Origin of the sequence: Kamptonema sp. PCC 6506 (genome assembly GCF_000180455.1) — a bacterium.
GTDB lineage: Bacteria > Cyanobacteriota > Cyanobacteriia > Cyanobacteriales > Microcoleaceae > Kamptonema > Kamptonema formosum.
Map to the genome: position 1 here is coordinate 1 of NZ_CACA01000349.1, position 16,248 is coordinate 16,248.

Consider the following 16,248-nt stretch of genomic DNA (forward strand, 5'->3'; position numbering starts at 1 on the left):
AAAAAGAAAGAAGGGAGAAGATTATTGGGGTTGAGTTAATGTCAAAACCTTAGTCTGTCAGGGGTTAAAACCCCTGCCTCAAAGTTTAAGTCCTCTAAAGAGGATTAATGAGTTTTTCAGTCCACTAAATGAGGACTTTGGCTATAAGAGGGGGGTTTTAACTCCCGCATCTCTAGAACATCCCTAGAACTAGGTTATAACAAAAAATTTTCAGAAATTTAATTTTCTGTAACTTTAGATACAAATAACTAAATTTCAGAAATTTGATTGTTTGTAACTTTAGATACAAACAACCTTTAAGCAGACCTGTAGTTTACATTGTATGCAGTATACACCCACCGCAAATCCAGGAGGAGCGATCGCGCCATTGACATGAAAATCAAAGTCATAAATCCCAATACGACGGCTAGCATGACCCGAAAAATCGGGATTGCAGCTCAAGCAGCAGCCAACTCCAGCACAGAAATTATTGCTTGCAATCCTGTCATGGGGCCTGCTTCCATCGAGGGGCATTATGATGAAGCCCTCAGCGCGATAGGGATTTTAGATGAAATCCGTAAAGGAGAAGCAGAGGGTATTGATGGTTATGCGATCGCTTGCTTTGGCGATCCAGGTTTGTTAGCGGCTCGCGAATTGGCACGAGGCCCCGTTTTAGGCATAGCAGAAGCGGCGATGCACGCTGCTAGTTTCATTGCCACAGGATTTTCAATTGTGACAACTTTGAACCGCACGCGGATCATTGCCAAACAATTAGTAGAAAACTACGGCATGACTCGCTTTTGCCAAGGAATTCGCGGTACTGAATTATCAGTCCTTGAACTAGAAAAATCAGGCTCTCAAGCTCAAAAAATAATTACAGAAGAGTGTCGAAAAGCTCTCATTGAAGATAGTTCTGGGGCAATTATTTTGGGATGTGCTGGTATGACTGATTTAGTTCGCCAAATTAGTCAAGACATCGATGCACCTGTTATCGATGGTGTCAGTGCTGCGGTTAAGTTTGTAGAAGTCCTGATTAGTTTAGGTTTGGGTACGAGTAAAGTAGGTGATTTAGCCTATCCGCTCGCCAAATCTTATACAGGAATGCTCTCGAATTTTGCTCCCAAATCTTAGAAAAACGATGAATGTTTAAAATTTACAAAGAAAGTGGCTATTGGTATCTTTGATAACTTTTTTCTAGTAATTCATCGCCTAGTGTTATGCAGCATATAAGTTATTTCTTCCACCATTGTCAACAATCTGTAGGGGTCGGTTTACCAATAGGTTTAATTAAAGTACAGACAGGTTAAATAAACCCGCTCCCACCTGATGAGAATGGTGCCAGACATCAAATACAACCTACTTTTTGACGGAGAGGGTGTCATGAATATCGGAACCGAACAAGCCAGAAAAAGCGAAATTAGCAATGGGAATAGCGCGATCGCGCAAGAATTAGCCTCCAGCGCTCAGGGAGTAAGCTTGCGATCGCTCAGAAAAGAATACGGCTCATTTGTCGCGATCGAGAACCTCAATTTAGAGATTCCCGCAGGTTACTACTGCTGTCTATTAGGCCCTAGCGGTTGCGGCAAAACCACCACCCTGCGGATGATAGCTGGACACGAAGATACTACCAGTGGCGAAGTATTAATAGGCGATCGGCGCGTCAACCACCTGCCACCCGCCAAACGCGATACTGCCATGATGTTCCAAAATTACGCCCTCTTTCCCCACAAAACCGTCTGGGAAAACGTAGAATTCGGCTTAAAAATGCGGAATGTACCGCAACCAGAAAGGCGCGATCGCGTCGGAGAAATGCTCGAATTAATCGGATTAAGCCATCTTGGAGAACGCAAACCAGCTCAATTAAGCGGCGGACAACAACAGCGAGTCGCACTAGCCAGAGCATTAGCAACCCGTCCCAAAGTTCTCCTCCTCGATGAACCTTTAAGCGCCTTAGATGAAACCCTCCGCCTGCGAATGCGAAGCGAACTACGCCGGATTCAAAAACAGTTTGGCATGACATTTATCCAAGTAACGCACGGCGTTGATGAAGCATTTTCCCTCTCCGATGAAATCGTAGTAATGAATCAAGGTCACATCGAACAGGTAGCCAGTCCTGCGGATATGTTCCGCACTCCTGCTTCCCAATTCGTTGCCAAATTTATGGGCGATAATAACCTATTTACAGGTAAAGTATTGCACTGCGTTCCAGAAAGTAATGGCAAAGAATTGGTGGAACTCAATATCGAAGGATTGGGTTCTATATTTTGCATAGGTCAGGGAGTACCACCATTAGGAAGTCAAGCCGCTTGTTCAGTACGAGCCGACTTGCTAAAATTAGAACCATTTTCATCAACACCTCCTCCCCAACCTTCTCCCTACGCTAATCACATTGATGCTCGGATTACTGCCGTTGAACTCACAGGTTATGTAACGCGCGTTTCCTTAATGACAGAAAAAACAGGTCAAGAAATCCTGTACAAAATTGCCACCGATGAATGGGCGAATAATTCCTTACAAGAAGGGCAAATGATTACTCTGCGATGGTCAGCAGAAGATTGCGTTTTTCTGCCTCATTAAGTTATCTTTCCAGCCAAATCTCAAACCTAAAATAGAACAATGGCTAGACTTTCGCGACGGAAATTTATTCAAGTCGGTCTGGCAGCAGGAACATTTCTGAGCACAACAAATTGCGGTGCGAATAAAGTCTCTGAAACTGCCAACCTTTCAACTACTCCCAATAGAGGGCCGACACTGCTCACCAATAAATTTAAAGATGTTACTCTGCGATTTATTGGCACTGGAGCCGCGCAAATTAATGACATCAAAGAGCAAGCCGAAAAAGACTTAGGTTTTAAAATTCAACTCCGCGCCCTCAGTACCGAAGAAACAGTACAAATCGCCATCACTCAGCCCAAACAATATGATATGTTTGACGGCGAATACTTCGGTTTACCATTAGTATTTCCTTCGGGAAGCTTGCAGCCAATTGATGTTAAGCGAGTCAAGGAATTTAACAAACTCGTTCCTATCTTTACCACAGGAGAATTGTACCCAGGCGCTCCTGTTAATAGCTCCCAAGGTAGCGCACCCCGGAAAGTAATGTTTGTCAAAGGGCAAAATTCAACAGAATTTGCTGAGGGGCCAACTGATTGGGCAACATTAATTCCTTTTCAATACAATGCCGATACTTTGGGCTACCGCCCCGATTTAATTGGTGGCAAAATTGAATCCTGGGCAGATTTATTCAACACCAAATATAAAGGTAAAACCGCACTGCTAGATATCCCTTCTATTGGGATTATGGATGCAGCGATGGCCGTTGAAGCAATGGGATTAATGACCTTTGGCGACAAAGGAAATATGACGCGGGAAGAACTCGATAAAGTGACGCAAATCTTGATCGAGCAAAAGAAAGAAAGACAATTTCGAGCCTTCTGGAAAAGCTTTGATGAATCTGTCAATTTGATGTCGGCTGGAGAAGTTGTTCTGCAATCAATGTGGTCGCCTGCGGTGACAGCCGTAAAAGCCAGAGGAGTTCCCTGCGTTTATGGCCCTTTAAAGGAAGGATATCGCGGCTGGGGAGGCGGAATTGGGCTCTCTAAAAATCTTTCAGGACTGGAATTAGATGCTGCTTATGCTTACCTCGATTGGATGTTAGAAGGTTGGCTAGGTGCTTTTCTGGGAAGACAGGGTTATTACAGTGCAATTCCCGAAAATGCCAAGAAATACATGAAGCCGGAAGAGTGGGATTTTTGGTATGAAGGAAAGCCTGCTGCTACTGATATTATTGACCCCTTTGGCAAAAAGATTGAGTCTCAAGGAGCCGTGCGAGATGGAGGTTCTTTCAAAGAAAGAATGGGCAATGTTGTGTGCTGGAATTCTGTAATGAAGGAACAGATATATCTCCTACAAAAGTGGATTGAATTTGTAGTTGCTTAAAGTTTTAGTATGAGACCCAGAAACCGGGTTTCTTCCTAAATTTCTCAGCACCAAACCCAAAAATCTCTAGAAACCCGGTTTCTTTCAATGAGCGAAATATTTACTGTATTTTGTTACTCTTGCGGATTGAATCATGACAATCACCCAACCATTAACCACCTCTACCAATTCTGCTAAAACCAAGGTAACTGACTGGAAAAAGTTCAAGCCTTATTTTCTAGTTGCTCCTCAAACTTTAGTCTTTCTGTTGTTTTTAGTGTTGCCAATTATTGCCATTTTTATCGTCAGTTTTTGGACGTTTAATGGCTATACAATGGTTCCCACTTTTACTTTGAACAACTATCTGACAATTTTTACCTCGAAGGTATTTCTATCAACTTATGTCAATACCATCAAATTTGCAGCTATTGTCTGGTTGCTAACTCTGGCGATTGCATATCCAGTTGCCTACTTTCTTGCTTTTCATATCAAAAGCTTGAAATGGCAAACAATTTTGTTCCTAGTTTGTACAGTTCCTTTTCTGACATCTAACATTATTCGGATGATTTCTTGGATTCCTTTTTTGGGAAGAGAAGGCATCTTGAATGGGTTACTAATGGGTCTGCATTTAACGGATCAACCCCTAGAAATGTTTTTGTTTTCCGACTTTGCCGTACTCCTAGCAATGGTGCATCTTTATACCCTCTATATGGTAGCTCCAACTTTTAATAGCATGATGCGAATTGACCGTTCTTTAATTGCGGCCGCAGAAGATGCAGGAGCCTCAGCTTGGCAAATTCAGAAGGAAATTATCTTTCCTTTATCATCGCCGGGAATTGCCATTGGTTCAATTTTTGTCGTCACATTAGTTATGGGAGAATTTGCAACTGTCAGGCTAATGAGTGGCGGACAAACTTCTTCTGTTGGATATTTGATTAAAACCCTCATTGGTAGTTTGCAATATCCGATGGCTGCTGCGAATGCGATCGTTTTACTCGCTGTAACATTACTGATTGTATTTGGCATTTTGCGAGCGGTTGATATTCGCAAAGAACTCTAAAATAAACCTTTGTAATTGTCTAAATGGAGTTAAACAATGCAAAAGACAAAACGCCCTCTTTCTTATTACCTATTAGCTGGTTTTTTTGGATTATTTGTTCTGTTTTTATACGGCCCATTTTCCGCTATCTTTCTACTTTCTCTGCAAGGGCCAGAAGGACAGTTAACCTTTCCCATGCGAGGTTTCAGCTTTCACTGGATGTCAGCAGTATTTGGCACTCAGCGTGTAGGAGATTTTGTCAGTGCCTTTGGTCGTTCTTTTACTTTAGGTTTGCTGGTGATGGTAATTACTGTCATTTTTAGCCTATTAGCTGGCATGGCATTTCGGCAAAAATTCATGGGTTCAAATTGGATTTTTTACTTAACAATTTCTAGTCTGATTGTTCCCAGTATTCTCATCTCTTTAGGCATTGGTATTGTCTTTAATATCGTTGGCTTAGATACCACTTGGTATTCATCAGCGCTGGCGGGACATCTGACCTGGACATTACCTTTTGCTTTCTTAATTATGGTGGGAGTATTCAATCGCTTTAATCCTAGCTATGAAGAAGCAGCACGAGATATGGGAGCCAGCGAAATCCAGACATTTTCAGAAGTTTTGCTGCCGTTAATTGCATCTAGTTTGATTGGAGTAGGTTTGTTTGGGTTTACCCTCTCCTACGATGAATTTACGCGCACTTCGTTAATTTCCGGGGAAAAGAATACCCTACCGCTAGAAATTTTTGGGATGACAACGAACGTGACAACTCCTGCAATTTACGCTTTAGGAACGATGACAACGCTTTTTTCCTTTGGATTAATTGCATTAGCTTTTGCTGGCATTCAGTTCTTGTCTCGTCGTCAGTCACAGTAGGAAATCATCACCAAATTGGGCGAAACAAATTGGGCGAAACAAATTGGGGCGAACCGAATTGGGCGGTTGAAACCGCTACTACACAAACGAAGTCCGCCTGCGCGGACTCAAAGATCAAGAGGTATTTAAGCCGGATTTAGTGTCAGTTCAAACTCTATTACGTAGAAAACCATGAGCTATAGACCTGAATTTTCAGTGGTTTGGAATAATGCAGGCTTTTTAATCCAAGGTGTTTTTTTAACATTTCAACTCGCTATTGTGTCCATTGCTGGCGGGTTAGTGCTAGGAACAATTGGCGCAATGGGAAGAACTTCTGGAAATGCTGTATTTAATGGCATTGCTGTAGCTTATGTGGAATTTCTTCGCAATACGCCTTTTCTGATTCAACTGTTCTTTTTCTTCTTTGGCTTGCCAAGTTTAGGAATTAAATTAACTTCTTGGCAAGCAGCGGTACTAGCACTAGCGATTAATTTTGGAGCCTATTCTACTGAGATCATTCGTGCTGGAATTGAAAGCATCCGTAAGGGACAAATTGAAGCGGGATTAGCGCTAGGATTCAAAAAACTACAGATTTTCAGACACATTATCCTCATCCCAGCTTTAGGTAATGTTTATCCATCTTTGGTTAGCCAAATTGTGATTGCAATTTTATTCACCAGTGTTGTCTCTCAAATTTCAGCGGAAGAATTGACCTTTGTAGGTAATTATTTGCAATCCCGTACCTTCCGGAGCTTTGAAATTTACTTGACGATTACTCTAATCTATGTGGGGATAATCTGGGCAATTAAAGCTATTGCCTTTCTGATCCAGAAAAAGTTTTTCGCCTTCATGCAATACACTCGCTAACTGGTTACTATCTTTTACTAAGTTTCGATTATGCAAGAGTTTACCCTGTCGAATATCTTGAGCAATTTACTGCTAGCAACTAGATGGACAATTGCCCTTTCAGCAATTGCTTTTATCGGCGGCGGAATTGTAGGATTTCTAGTCATGCTAATGCGAATTTCACCTAACAAAATTATCAAGTATCTCAGCTTAATTTATGTTGAGTTTTTTCAAGGAACCCCGCTGCTGATGCAACTGTTCCTGACATTCTTCGGATTGTCTGTGATTTTTAACCTCAATTTATCTCCTTGGATAGCGGCCGCGATCGCACTGACAACTTACACAAGTGCTTTTTTAGCTGAGATATGGCGAGGTTCAGTTGCAGCCATTCCGAAAGGACAATGGGAAGCCTCTACAGCCTTGGGATTGAATTACTTTAAACAGCTTCAACGCATCATTTTGCCGCAAGCAATTAAGATGTCAATTCCCCCCACTGTAGGCTTTGCCGTGCAGGTAATTAAAGGCACATCTTTAGCATCTGTTATCGGCTTTGTAGAATTAACTCGCTCGGCTACGGCTATTAGTAATGTCACTTTCAAACCCTTCTTAGTGTTTACAATAGCGGCTGTAATTTATTTCTGTTTGTGTTTTCCGCTATCCCTTTGGAGCAAGCACTTAGAACAGAAGTTTGCTTACAAATACTAAGGGATTTATGCACACTTGATTTCTTAATTTTTCTACACAAATCATCAGGAGAAAATCATGTTTTACAGACTTTTCAAGCGCCTAAATATCCGATTTTCATTGCCAAGATTATTAACAAAACCACTAACAATGTTAGCAGTTAGTTTGGTTGTAATCTTCAGCATCGCCTCTTGTTCTAGCGGCAGTTCTATCACATCTAAACCTGTTGCTGGCGACGTTACAAGCAGTCAAGCAGTAGCCGCAGCACCCAGTCAAAGTACGGCACCAGGAACTTCCACACTCGATAAAATTATCAGTGCTGGTAAAGTGAGAATTGCCGTTCCTCAAGATTCTCCACCTTTTGGATCTGTGGGTACAGATATGCAGCCTCAAGGCTACGATATTGATGTTGCAAAGATGCTTGCAGAATCCTTAGAAGTGAAATTAGAATTAGTTCCCGTCACCAGTACCAACCGAATTCCTTACTTGCAAAGCGATCGCGTAGATTTGGTAATTTCTAGTTTAGGTGCAACTCCTGAGCGAGCTAAATCGATTTACTTTTCTATTGCTTACGCTCCTTTCTATTCTGGTATTTACGGTTTTCCCGGTATTAACGCCTCATCTTATACCGATTTATCAGGTAAGACTGTAGGAGTTACGCAAGGATCTTTAGAAGACATTGAATTAGCTAAACGCGCTCCCAAAGACATACAAATTAAGCGCTTTGAAGACAATAGCACCACCGCTTCAGCGCTCTTAGCTGGACAAATTGAACTGATGGCAACAGGTAATACGATCGCCAACAAAATCAGCAAAGATAATCCCGATAAAAAGATTGAAAACAAGTTCGTGATGAAAAATTCACCTTGCTACATCGGCGTGCGTCGAGGCGATTTAGATTTGCTGCAATGGGTGAACGTATTTGTCACCAATAAGCGACTCTCAGGCGATTTGAGCGAACTATCTAAGAAATGGTTTGGTGAGCCACTGCAACTACCTACTTTTTAAGGACTAAGCTAGGGAGAATTTGTAGGCACAGACTGAGAACAAATCAACAAGAATCGCTACTAAATTAGGAATAAAAAAATGACACAATCTCAACCCCTCTCAACTTCCATCGAGCCGACATTGAACAAAGCAGAAGCGATGATTACTGCTAAGGATGTCGAGAAGTGGTACAGCAATAATTTTCATGTTTTACGCGGCGTTAGCCTCACCGTAAATCAAGGGGAAGTCGTTGTAATTATGGGGCCGTCAGGTTCGGGTAAATCTACCTTTATCCGCACGTTTAATGCTTTAGAAGATTATCAAAAAGGGAGCATTGAAATTGATGGCATCAAGCTAACTCACAACTTGAAAAATATTGAAGCAATTCGCCGCGAAGTGGGAATGGTTTTTCAACAATTCAATTTATTTCCTCACCTAACGGTGTTAGAAAATGTGCAACTTGCACCAGTTGAGGTACGCGGTTGGAACAAAGCAAAAGCGAGAGAAATTGCCTCAGAATTATTAGAGCGAGTGGGAATTTTGAGTCAAGCGCATAAATTCCCCGGTCAACTTTCTGGGGGACAGCAGCAACGGGTGGCGATCGCGCGTGCTTTAGCCATGCAACCGAAGATCATGTTATTCGATGAACCAACGTCTGCACTTGACCCGGAGATGGTGCGGGAGGTACTGGATGTGATGCGATCGCTCGCTAGCACCGGCATCACAATGGTTTGCGTAACCCACGAAGTAGGTTTTGCTCGTGAAGTTGCCGATCGCATCGTGTTTATGGCCGAAGGTTTGATTGTCGAAGAAGCCACCCCCCAAGACTTTTTTAACAATCCCAAGCACGAAAGAACTAAGCAATTTCTAGCACAGATTTTGCATTAGACTAGATTTTCTATTAATCCCAAAAGGAGTAGCACGTTATTTGGAGCATATCTACTAATAATAGTAATCGCTGATACTGTTATGAATCTGCTCCCAAAAGATAATTAAAGAAATTAATTCATCAGCGTCCAAAGTTTCTGCAAAGTCTTAGCACCTTTATGACTATCCACATCAAAATTATTCACTGCCAAACACCGTTCTAAATACTCAACTTGTTGCTCCTCTACCAGTTCTTGAGTGAGAGCAATAATTAGTAGCCGCCAAACTCGATCTAGTCCGAAGGCAAAGGTGACTTTGCTAGCTTCAGAATAGGATACTGAGTCAGGAATTAACTCTAATTCTTTGTAAGTTTGCCACTGACTTTTATTTGTGATGTTGCGATGTATAAATTGCATAGGACTTGCCTCTCAATTGCTATATTTGGTCGAGGCGCGTTCCTTCGGGCTACATTCCCTACTTCCGTCTCTATTGCCCCTCGGTCAACAACCTGAGTCCACACAGAGATGAACGATTAGATTTATATCTGTATTATAGGACACTTTTTCTAAAGTTTGTCAACTTTTTTCCATCTAGCGAGGAAGAATATGCACAGCCTGAAAATTATCATCATCGGTGCCGGCATCGGCGGCTTGACCGCAGGTATAGCTTTGCGACAAGCTGGCTACGAGGTCGAAATTTACGATAGAGTCAAGGAACTGCGCCCCGCCGGGGCCGGAATTTCCCTATGGTCAAACGGCGTAAAAGTTCTTAATCGGCTGGGTTTGGGTGAAAAAATGGCCGCAATTGGCGGAATTATGAATAAGATGCAGTATCGCAGTTTGACGGGTGAACTGCTAAATGATATTGATTTGCAACCATTAATAGAAGAAGTTGGACAGCGCCCCTATCCTGTTGCCCGCGCAGATTTGCAAAAAATGTTGTTAGAAGCTTACGAAGGAGAAGTTAAGCTAAATTCCAAGTGCATTGGAGTTGAGGAAAGTGAAAATAGCGTGACTGCAATTTTTGAAAATGGACATCGCGCAACGGGGGATTTGGTAATTGCAGCAGATGGGATTCACTCAACCTTAAGAAAGTATGTATTGGGAGAGGAAATTCATCCTCAATATGGCGGTTATATCAACTGGAATGGATTAGTAGAAACGAGTGAAGATTTAGCCCCTAAAAATACTTGGGTTGTCTATGTTGGCGAATATAAACGAGCTTCGCTGATGCCTGTAGCTGGCAATAGACTATACTTCTTCTTCGATGTACCCCTACCAAAAGGTACACCGTCTGAACCGCAGAATTATCGAGCTGAATTAGCCGAATATTTTAAAGGTTGGGCGCAACCAGTACAAACCCTAATTAAACGGATCGATCCCATGAAAACCAGTCGCCCAGAAATCAATGATGTGGGCCCGCTCGATCGATTTGTTCGCGGTAGAGTGGCGTTATTAGGAGATTCCGTACACGCAACTTGTCCAGATTTAGGGCAAGGTGGTTGTCAAGCAATGGAAGATGGATTGGTTTTAACTCAATATTTACTAACAACAAATTTAGGAGTTGAATATGCTCTCAAACGCTACGAAGCAGAACGAAAAGAACGCGCAAATGCAGTAGTTATGAAAGCTCGTAAGCGTGCAGAAATGATTCATGGAAAAGAACCAGAAATTACCGAAAAATGGTATCAACAGCTAGCACATGAAAGCCCTTTAGAGGTGACTGGTGCTATTTCTAAAGTGATTATGGCAGGGCCTCTGCATTGACATGACAGCAAAAATATCTGGCGATTGAAATCGCGGCTACAAAAACAAAGTCCGCCTACGCGGACTAATGAGGTTGATGAGCTTTTGCAAGAGGTCTAATTAATTGTATTTTCTTTCTTCCTTCTTCCTTCTTCCCTCTTCCTTCTTCCTTCTTCCTTCTTCCTTCTTCCTTCTTCCTTCTTCCTTCGGCTATAATTTATGACAGGTAAACTGACAACTCATGTATTAAATACAGCTCAAGGATGTCCAGCAGCTAATATGATTGTAGAACTCTGGACTATCAATATCCAATCAGGAGAAAAGATACTGTTGAAAACAATATCTACCAATATTGATGGGCGTACAGATGCTCCTTTGCTAGCAGAAGATGAACTAAAAATTGGCGTTTACGAACTTGTATTTGCAGTCGGAGATTATTTTGCTAAAGAAAGTGCGATCGCCACCCAACCACCCTTTTTAGATCGCGTGCCAATTCAGTTTGGTATCGCCGATACTACAATACATTATCACGTCCCTTTGCTCGTCTCCCCTTGGTCTTATAGCACCTATCGAGGTAGCTGAAAAAGTTTGTTATTATCACTAATTAGGAGTCACTATGTTAGTCACAAAACAACCAGCCTTCAAACGTTTTTGGTATCCTGTCATTCCCATGACAGAGTTATCCGATCGACCCGTACCCTTTGAATTATTAAGTCAGCCAATAGTTCTCTGGTTAACAGCAGAAGGAAAACCCGCCGCCGTAGAAGATAAATGCTGTCATCGCACTGCCAAACTGTCTCTAGGAAAAGTCGTTAATGGCAATATTTGCTGTGCTTATCATGGCTGGACTTTCAACCCCTGCGGAGAGTGCGTCCACGTTCCACAAATCAGTGAAGGGACTATTTCTTCAAGCTACAAAGTCAAAGCTTATCCCTGTGTTGAGCGCTATGGCTATGCTTGGGTATGTCTAGGAGAACCCTTGATAGATATTCCGAATATTACTGAAGCTTTCGATCCAGACTATCGCCAAATTCACGAATTTTACGAAACCTGGAATTGTGCAGGTTTGCGAGTCATGGAAAACGAATTAGATATGGCTCATCCTACCTTTGTCCATACAACAACCTTTGGCAGTGAAGATCATCTTACTCCAGATTCTATGGAGTTCCAAGAGAAAGAATGGGAACTGCACTATCGCAGCACTTTGGGAGTAACTAATCCCAAAGAACAGCAGGACAATCTCAAAATGGAGGAAGAAAAAACAGTCCGAACTATAGACGGAGTTTGGTTCATGCCGTTTACAGTTAAATTGAAAATTGCCTACCCTAACGGACTGGTTCATATTATCGTTAATACGATGACTCCGATTAATGATTCGAGTTCTCAAATGGTACAATTTTGTCTGCGGAATGATACAGAAGCCGACACTAAAAGCAGCGATATTATTGCCTTCGATCGCGCTGTAACTTTAGAAGATAAACGCATTCTGGAAAGCACAGACTATGATATACCATTGGAACTAAATAAAGAGCAACATATGCTCACCGATAAGCCAGGTATTATCATCCGCAAGAAAGTAGCAGCTTTTTTAAAAGCGCAGGGTGAACGCGAACAAACTGTTAACTGTTAACTGTTAACTGTTAACTGTTAACTGTTAACTGTTAACTGACTTTAGTCACTATTAGTAGGGTGCGTCAGAGGCTAAAACCTCTATTGTATACTATAATGAAAGTCTGACGCACCTGACAAGCTGATTTAAGTGTTACAGGAGCTTTAGTCCTGTTATTTCATTCAACCTACCAACCTCAAATGACAACTTTACTCGTCAAAAATATCCATACTCTTATCACAATGGATGCGACGCGAAGAGAAATTCGCAGTGGTGCTATCTTTATTCGAGACAACGTAATTGAGCAAGTAGGAACCTCTCAAGAACTATCGCAAACAGCCGATGAAGTTTTAGATTTACAAGGAAGATATATCGTACTTCCCGGTTTAGTGAATACTCATCACCACTTCTGTCAAACTCTAACGCGGGTCATCCCAAAATCGCAAAATTGCGACTTATTTAACTGGCTGACAAATCTTTACCCCATTTGGGCAAATCTGACAGCAGAGGCGATTTATATCAGCGCTCAAATGGCAGCCGCAGAATTAATTTTGTCTGGCTGTACAACTGCTAGCGATCACCTCTATATCTATCCGAATGATTCCACTTTGGATGATGAAATTCGCGGGATTCAAGAGATTGGAATGCGGTTTCATGCCAGCCGAGGCAGTATGAGTGTGGGTGAGAGTTTAGGCGGATTACCACCCGATGCTTTAGTAGAAAAAGAACCAGATATTCTCAAAGATTCTCAGCGGTTAATTGAGCAATATCATGATAATTCTCGTCATGCTATGCTACGGATTACTCTTGCACCTTGTTCGCCTTTTTCTGTTTCCCAAGACTTGATGCGGGAGTCCGCAGCAATGGCACGTTCTTATCAGGGAGTGAGGCTACATACGCATTTAGCAGAAAATAAGGCTGATGTTACTTATAGTTTGGAAAATTTCGGCATGATTCCTGGCGATTATGCAGAGTCAGTTGGTTGGTTAGGTGAGGATGTTTGGCACGCTCATTGCGTACAATTAAGCGATGAATCTATTTTGAAATTTGGTAAAACAGGGACTGGTGTTGCTCATTGTCCTTGTAGTAATATGCGTCTTGCTAGTGGGATTGCTCCGCTCCGTAAAATGCTAGATAATAAAGTGCCGGTGGGGTTAGGCGTGGATGGTTCTGCTTCTAATGATGCTGGTAATTTATTACAGGAAGCACGCACGGCTTTTCTCCTAGCTCGCGTTGGTAGTTGCGATGCTTCGATTATGACTGCTCGTGAGATATTAGAAGTAGCAACAATTGGCGGTGCTAAGGTTTTAGGTAGAGATGATATTGGCTATCTTGCGCCTGGGATGTCTGCTGATTTTATTGCTATTAATATCGATCGTCCGCAGTTTGCTGGAGCTCATCACGATTTGGTAGCGGCGTTGATTTTCTGTCAGGTAAATTCTGTGGATTATAGTTTTATTAATGGTAAAAAAGTGGTCGATCGCGGACGGCTAACTACGGTTGAATTAGAAACTTTGGTGGAGAAAACTAATCGCATTGCTCATCAATTGGTAGCTTGATATTATTTCTCACAGGACTTATGCACTTACTACTGTTGTCTGTCATTGCGAGGCTTCCGAAGCAATTCCAAACCATTGTTATACCGTTACAATGTGTAAGTCCTGTCTTAGTTAAGAGACTACACGATATGTTAGGAGTTTTGAATGCCTTACAGCCAATTTACACTTACAAAAGTCAAGAAAGACTTTAAGTTAACTATTGTAGAAGGAGAGCAGTTTTTCCCATCTATTAAACCAATCACTCCCAGTTCCAGGCTAGTCAGCGAGCTAGAAGACTTAACTTGGACAATTGCGGTTGGTTCTGAGAAAGCTAGATCGGAAGCGATTATTTATCCAGTTCTTCAAGAAGTGCGCCGTATTTTTGACCGTAAAATTAGCTTATTTTCCGGTCGAGAATTCAGTGTAGATCCAATTCTTGACTTGACTGGTTATGTGGATTTTTTGATCGGTCGCTCGTCAGAGCAATTGATTATTGAAGCGCCTGTAATTGTGGTTGTTGAAGCCAAAAAAGCTGATTTGAATGAGGGATTAGGGCAGTGTGTTGCAGAAATGCTCGCAGCGCAGCGCTTTAATGAAGTAGCAGAAAACTCAATTCCCACCGTTTATGGCTGCATCAGTAGTGGGACTCAGTGGCGATTTCTCAAGCTTGAAAAAGCAGTCGTTACTGTCGATCTGGTTGATTACCCGCTGCTACCGATTGAGCAAATTTTGGGTTTTTTGGTGTGGATGGTGAGGGAAGGGTGACACTTTATTTTGAATAATTAGTAGGATATGTTTTATACAATTGCTGAGTTAAATCAGATGAGCCAAGACGAGTTTGTTACAGCGTTAGGTGCGGTGTTTGAACATACGCCTGCGATCGCGCACCAAACTTGGTATCAACGCCCCTTTACTCATGTTACCCATCTGTATCAGCAGATGATTGCTGTGGTAAATGCCATGAGTCGGGAGGAACAACTAGCGTTAATTCAAGCTCATCCCGATCTCGGAAGTAAAGCTAAAATGGCGGAAGCTTCTGTAAAAGAACAGGCTGGTGTTGAGTTGGATCGGCTGACTCCAGAAGAATACGATCGCTTTCAAGCATTCAACCAAGCATACAAGGATCGATTCGGTTTTCCCTTTATTGTTGCAGTCAGGAACCATCGCAAAACGACTATCCTCGAAGCGTTTGAGCGTCGTTTGCAAAATTCAGCGGATGTGGAAATGCAAGAGGCGATCGCACAAATCAACCAAATTGCCCAGTTTCGTTTATTTGACCTTCTCCATCAATAGCTAATCCTTGATTGGATACTTTTAATTACTTACGTAACGCCGCCCTCTGGGCGGTAAAGATACCGCCCAGAGGGCGGCGTTAGGCTATCTATTCTCCTCGTGATATGATAAGATGTATCCTGTATACAGCAATAGAGGTAGCAAAAAATAGGAATAATGACTTTAACTCTTTCGTCGGGTTCAATTCATCGCTCTCAGTCTCTCCACGAGCAAACTTATAAAACTCTTCGGACTGCAATTCTGTCCGGCGAATTAGCTAGTGGAGAGCGTTTAATAGAAACTCAATTGGCCCAAACGCTACAAGTTAGCCGAACTCCAATTCGAGAAGCTTTGCGACAACTTCAAAGAGAGAACTTAGTAACCGATACCAGTGCGGGATTGCGTGTTGCTGCACTTTCCATCGCTGATGCAGTCTATCTTTACGATTGTCGCATTGCCCTAGAGCAATTATCAGTAGCAGAAGCCTGTCAAAATGCTACACCAGAACAGTTAGAAAAACTTGACTTTGTAGTGCAGCAAGCAGAGAATGTAAAAGATCAACAATTGCAACCATTAACGAATTATCAACTCCTCCACATGGACTATAATTTTCATCGGTTGCTAGCGGAAAGTTCCGGCAATCCCTGGTTAGTATCTTTTCTGGATCAACTATTTGATAAAATGGCACTGTTGCGAATTCGCACCATGCAGCAAAATCCAGGCGTGCTGGAAATTCGGAGCGAACACCGCCGGATCTATCTAGCAGTAGTAGAACGCAATCAAGAAGTAGCAATGACGGCAATTAGAGAACATTTAATTGCTAGTAAAGCACGAGTAATCCGAGAAATTCAGCAACTACAACAGAAATCTGATTTTGCTGAATCTGTCTGATAAATTTTTGATAATTTGATA

17 protein-coding genes and 1 riboswitch are annotated in these 16,248 nt (G+C 42.1%); of the genes, 16 read left to right on the forward strand and 1 reads right to left on the reverse strand.

The window, feature by feature from the left end:
- Positions 1-372 precede the first annotated feature (372 nt).
- The 9 genes from OSCI_RS24220 to OSCI_RS24260 all read left to right on the forward strand — a co-directional run bounded on the left by OSCI_RS24220 (position 373) and on the right by OSCI_RS24260 (position 9,193).
- Entirely contained in the window at positions 373-1,110 is a 738-nt protein-coding gene (locus OSCI_RS24220) for an aspartate/glutamate racemase family protein (RefSeq protein ID WP_007357826.1), read from the forward strand.
- A gap of 249 nt (positions 1,111-1,359) precedes the next feature.
- Positions 1,360-2,556 (forward strand): ABC transporter ATP-binding protein, encoded by a 1,197-nt coding sequence (locus OSCI_RS24225; RefSeq protein WP_234708819.1) that lies wholly within the window; start codon positions 1,360-1,362, stop codon positions 2,554-2,556.
- A 39-nt stretch (positions 2,557-2,595) separates the two neighbouring features.
- Entirely contained in the window at positions 2,596-3,918 is a 1,323-nt protein-coding gene (locus tag OSCI_RS24230; RefSeq protein ID WP_007357828.1) for an ABC transporter substrate-binding protein, read from the forward strand.
- A gap of 133 nt (positions 3,919-4,051) precedes the next feature.
- Entirely contained in the window at positions 4,052-4,957 is a 906-nt protein-coding gene (locus OSCI_RS24235) for an ABC transporter permease (RefSeq protein WP_007357829.1), read from the forward strand.
- 36 nt (positions 4,958-4,993) lie between these two features.
- A complete protein-coding gene (locus tag OSCI_RS24240) occupies positions 4,994-5,809 on the forward strand; it encodes an ABC transporter permease (RefSeq protein ID WP_007357830.1) in 816 nt (271 codons plus the stop codon).
- A 171-nt stretch (positions 5,810-5,980) separates the two neighbouring features.
- Positions 5,981-6,655 (forward strand): amino acid ABC transporter permease, encoded by a 675-nt coding sequence (locus OSCI_RS24245; protein WP_007357831.1) that lies wholly within the window; start codon positions 5,981-5,983, stop codon positions 6,653-6,655.
- A gap of 30 nt (positions 6,656-6,685) precedes the next feature.
- Positions 6,686-7,339 carry an amino acid ABC transporter permease gene (locus tag OSCI_RS24250; protein ID WP_007357832.1) on the forward strand — a complete coding sequence of 218 codons (654 nt, stop codon included), beginning with the start codon at positions 6,686-6,688 and terminating at the stop codon, positions 7,337-7,339.
- A 129-nt stretch (positions 7,340-7,468) separates the two neighbouring features.
- Positions 7,469-8,326, forward strand: coding sequence for a transporter substrate-binding domain-containing protein (locus OSCI_RS24255; RefSeq protein WP_007357833.1), 858 nt, complete (start codon positions 7,469-7,471; stop codon positions 8,324-8,326).
- A gap of 78 nt (positions 8,327-8,404) precedes the next feature.
- Positions 8,405-9,193 carry an amino acid ABC transporter ATP-binding protein gene (locus OSCI_RS24260; RefSeq protein WP_007357834.1) on the forward strand — a complete coding sequence of 263 codons (789 nt, stop codon included), beginning with the start codon at positions 8,405-8,407 and terminating at the stop codon, positions 9,191-9,193.
- 113 nt (positions 9,194-9,306) lie between these two features.
- Here the strand turns inward: OSCI_RS24260 and OSCI_RS24265 are convergent, their stop codons facing one another.
- Positions 9,307-9,588, reverse strand: a complete 282-nt coding sequence (locus tag OSCI_RS24265) for a hypothetical protein (protein WP_007357835.1) — start codon at positions 9,586-9,588, stop codon at positions 9,307-9,309.
- Positions 9,589-9,621: 33 nt separating this feature from the next.
- Positions 9,622-9,705, reverse strand: a riboswitch (Glutamine riboswitch).
- A gap of 72 nt (positions 9,706-9,777) precedes the next feature.
- Between OSCI_RS24265 and hpxO the strand changes: the two genes are divergently transcribed.
- The 7 genes from hpxO (at position 9,778) to OSCI_RS24300 (ending at position 16,227) form a co-directional block, all read left to right on the forward strand.
- Positions 9,778-10,938 (forward strand): FAD-dependent urate hydroxylase HpxO, encoded by a 1,161-nt coding sequence (gene hpxO / locus OSCI_RS24270; protein WP_007357836.1) that lies wholly within the window; start codon positions 9,778-9,780, stop codon positions 10,936-10,938.
- A gap of 198 nt (positions 10,939-11,136) precedes the next feature.
- Positions 11,137-11,499, forward strand: a complete 363-nt coding sequence (uraH, locus tag OSCI_RS24275; protein WP_007357837.1) for a hydroxyisourate hydrolase — start codon at positions 11,137-11,139, stop codon at positions 11,497-11,499.
- Between the two features lie 34 nt (positions 11,500-11,533).
- Positions 11,534-12,547, forward strand: a complete 1,014-nt coding sequence (locus OSCI_RS24280; RefSeq protein WP_007357838.1) for an aromatic ring-hydroxylating oxygenase subunit alpha — start codon at positions 11,534-11,536, stop codon at positions 12,545-12,547.
- A 179-nt stretch (positions 12,548-12,726) separates the two neighbouring features.
- Complete coding sequence (locus OSCI_RS24285) at positions 12,727-14,085, forward strand: 8-oxoguanine deaminase (protein WP_007357839.1); 1,359 nt, start codon at positions 12,727-12,729, stop codon at positions 14,083-14,085.
- Between the two features lie 144 nt (positions 14,086-14,229).
- Positions 14,230-14,829, forward strand: a complete 600-nt coding sequence (locus OSCI_RS24290) for a hypothetical protein (RefSeq protein WP_007357841.1) — start codon at positions 14,230-14,232, stop codon at positions 14,827-14,829.
- A 27-nt stretch (positions 14,830-14,856) separates the two neighbouring features.
- Positions 14,857-15,357 carry a 2-oxo-4-hydroxy-4-carboxy-5-ureidoimidazoline decarboxylase gene (gene uraD / locus OSCI_RS24295; protein ID WP_007357842.1) on the forward strand — a complete coding sequence of 167 codons (501 nt, stop codon included), beginning with the start codon at positions 14,857-14,859 and terminating at the stop codon, positions 15,355-15,357.
- A gap of 156 nt (positions 15,358-15,513) precedes the next feature.
- Entirely contained in the window at positions 15,514-16,227 is a 714-nt protein-coding gene (locus OSCI_RS24300) for a GntR family transcriptional regulator (RefSeq protein ID WP_007357843.1), read from the forward strand.
- Positions 16,228-16,248 lie beyond the last annotated feature (21 nt).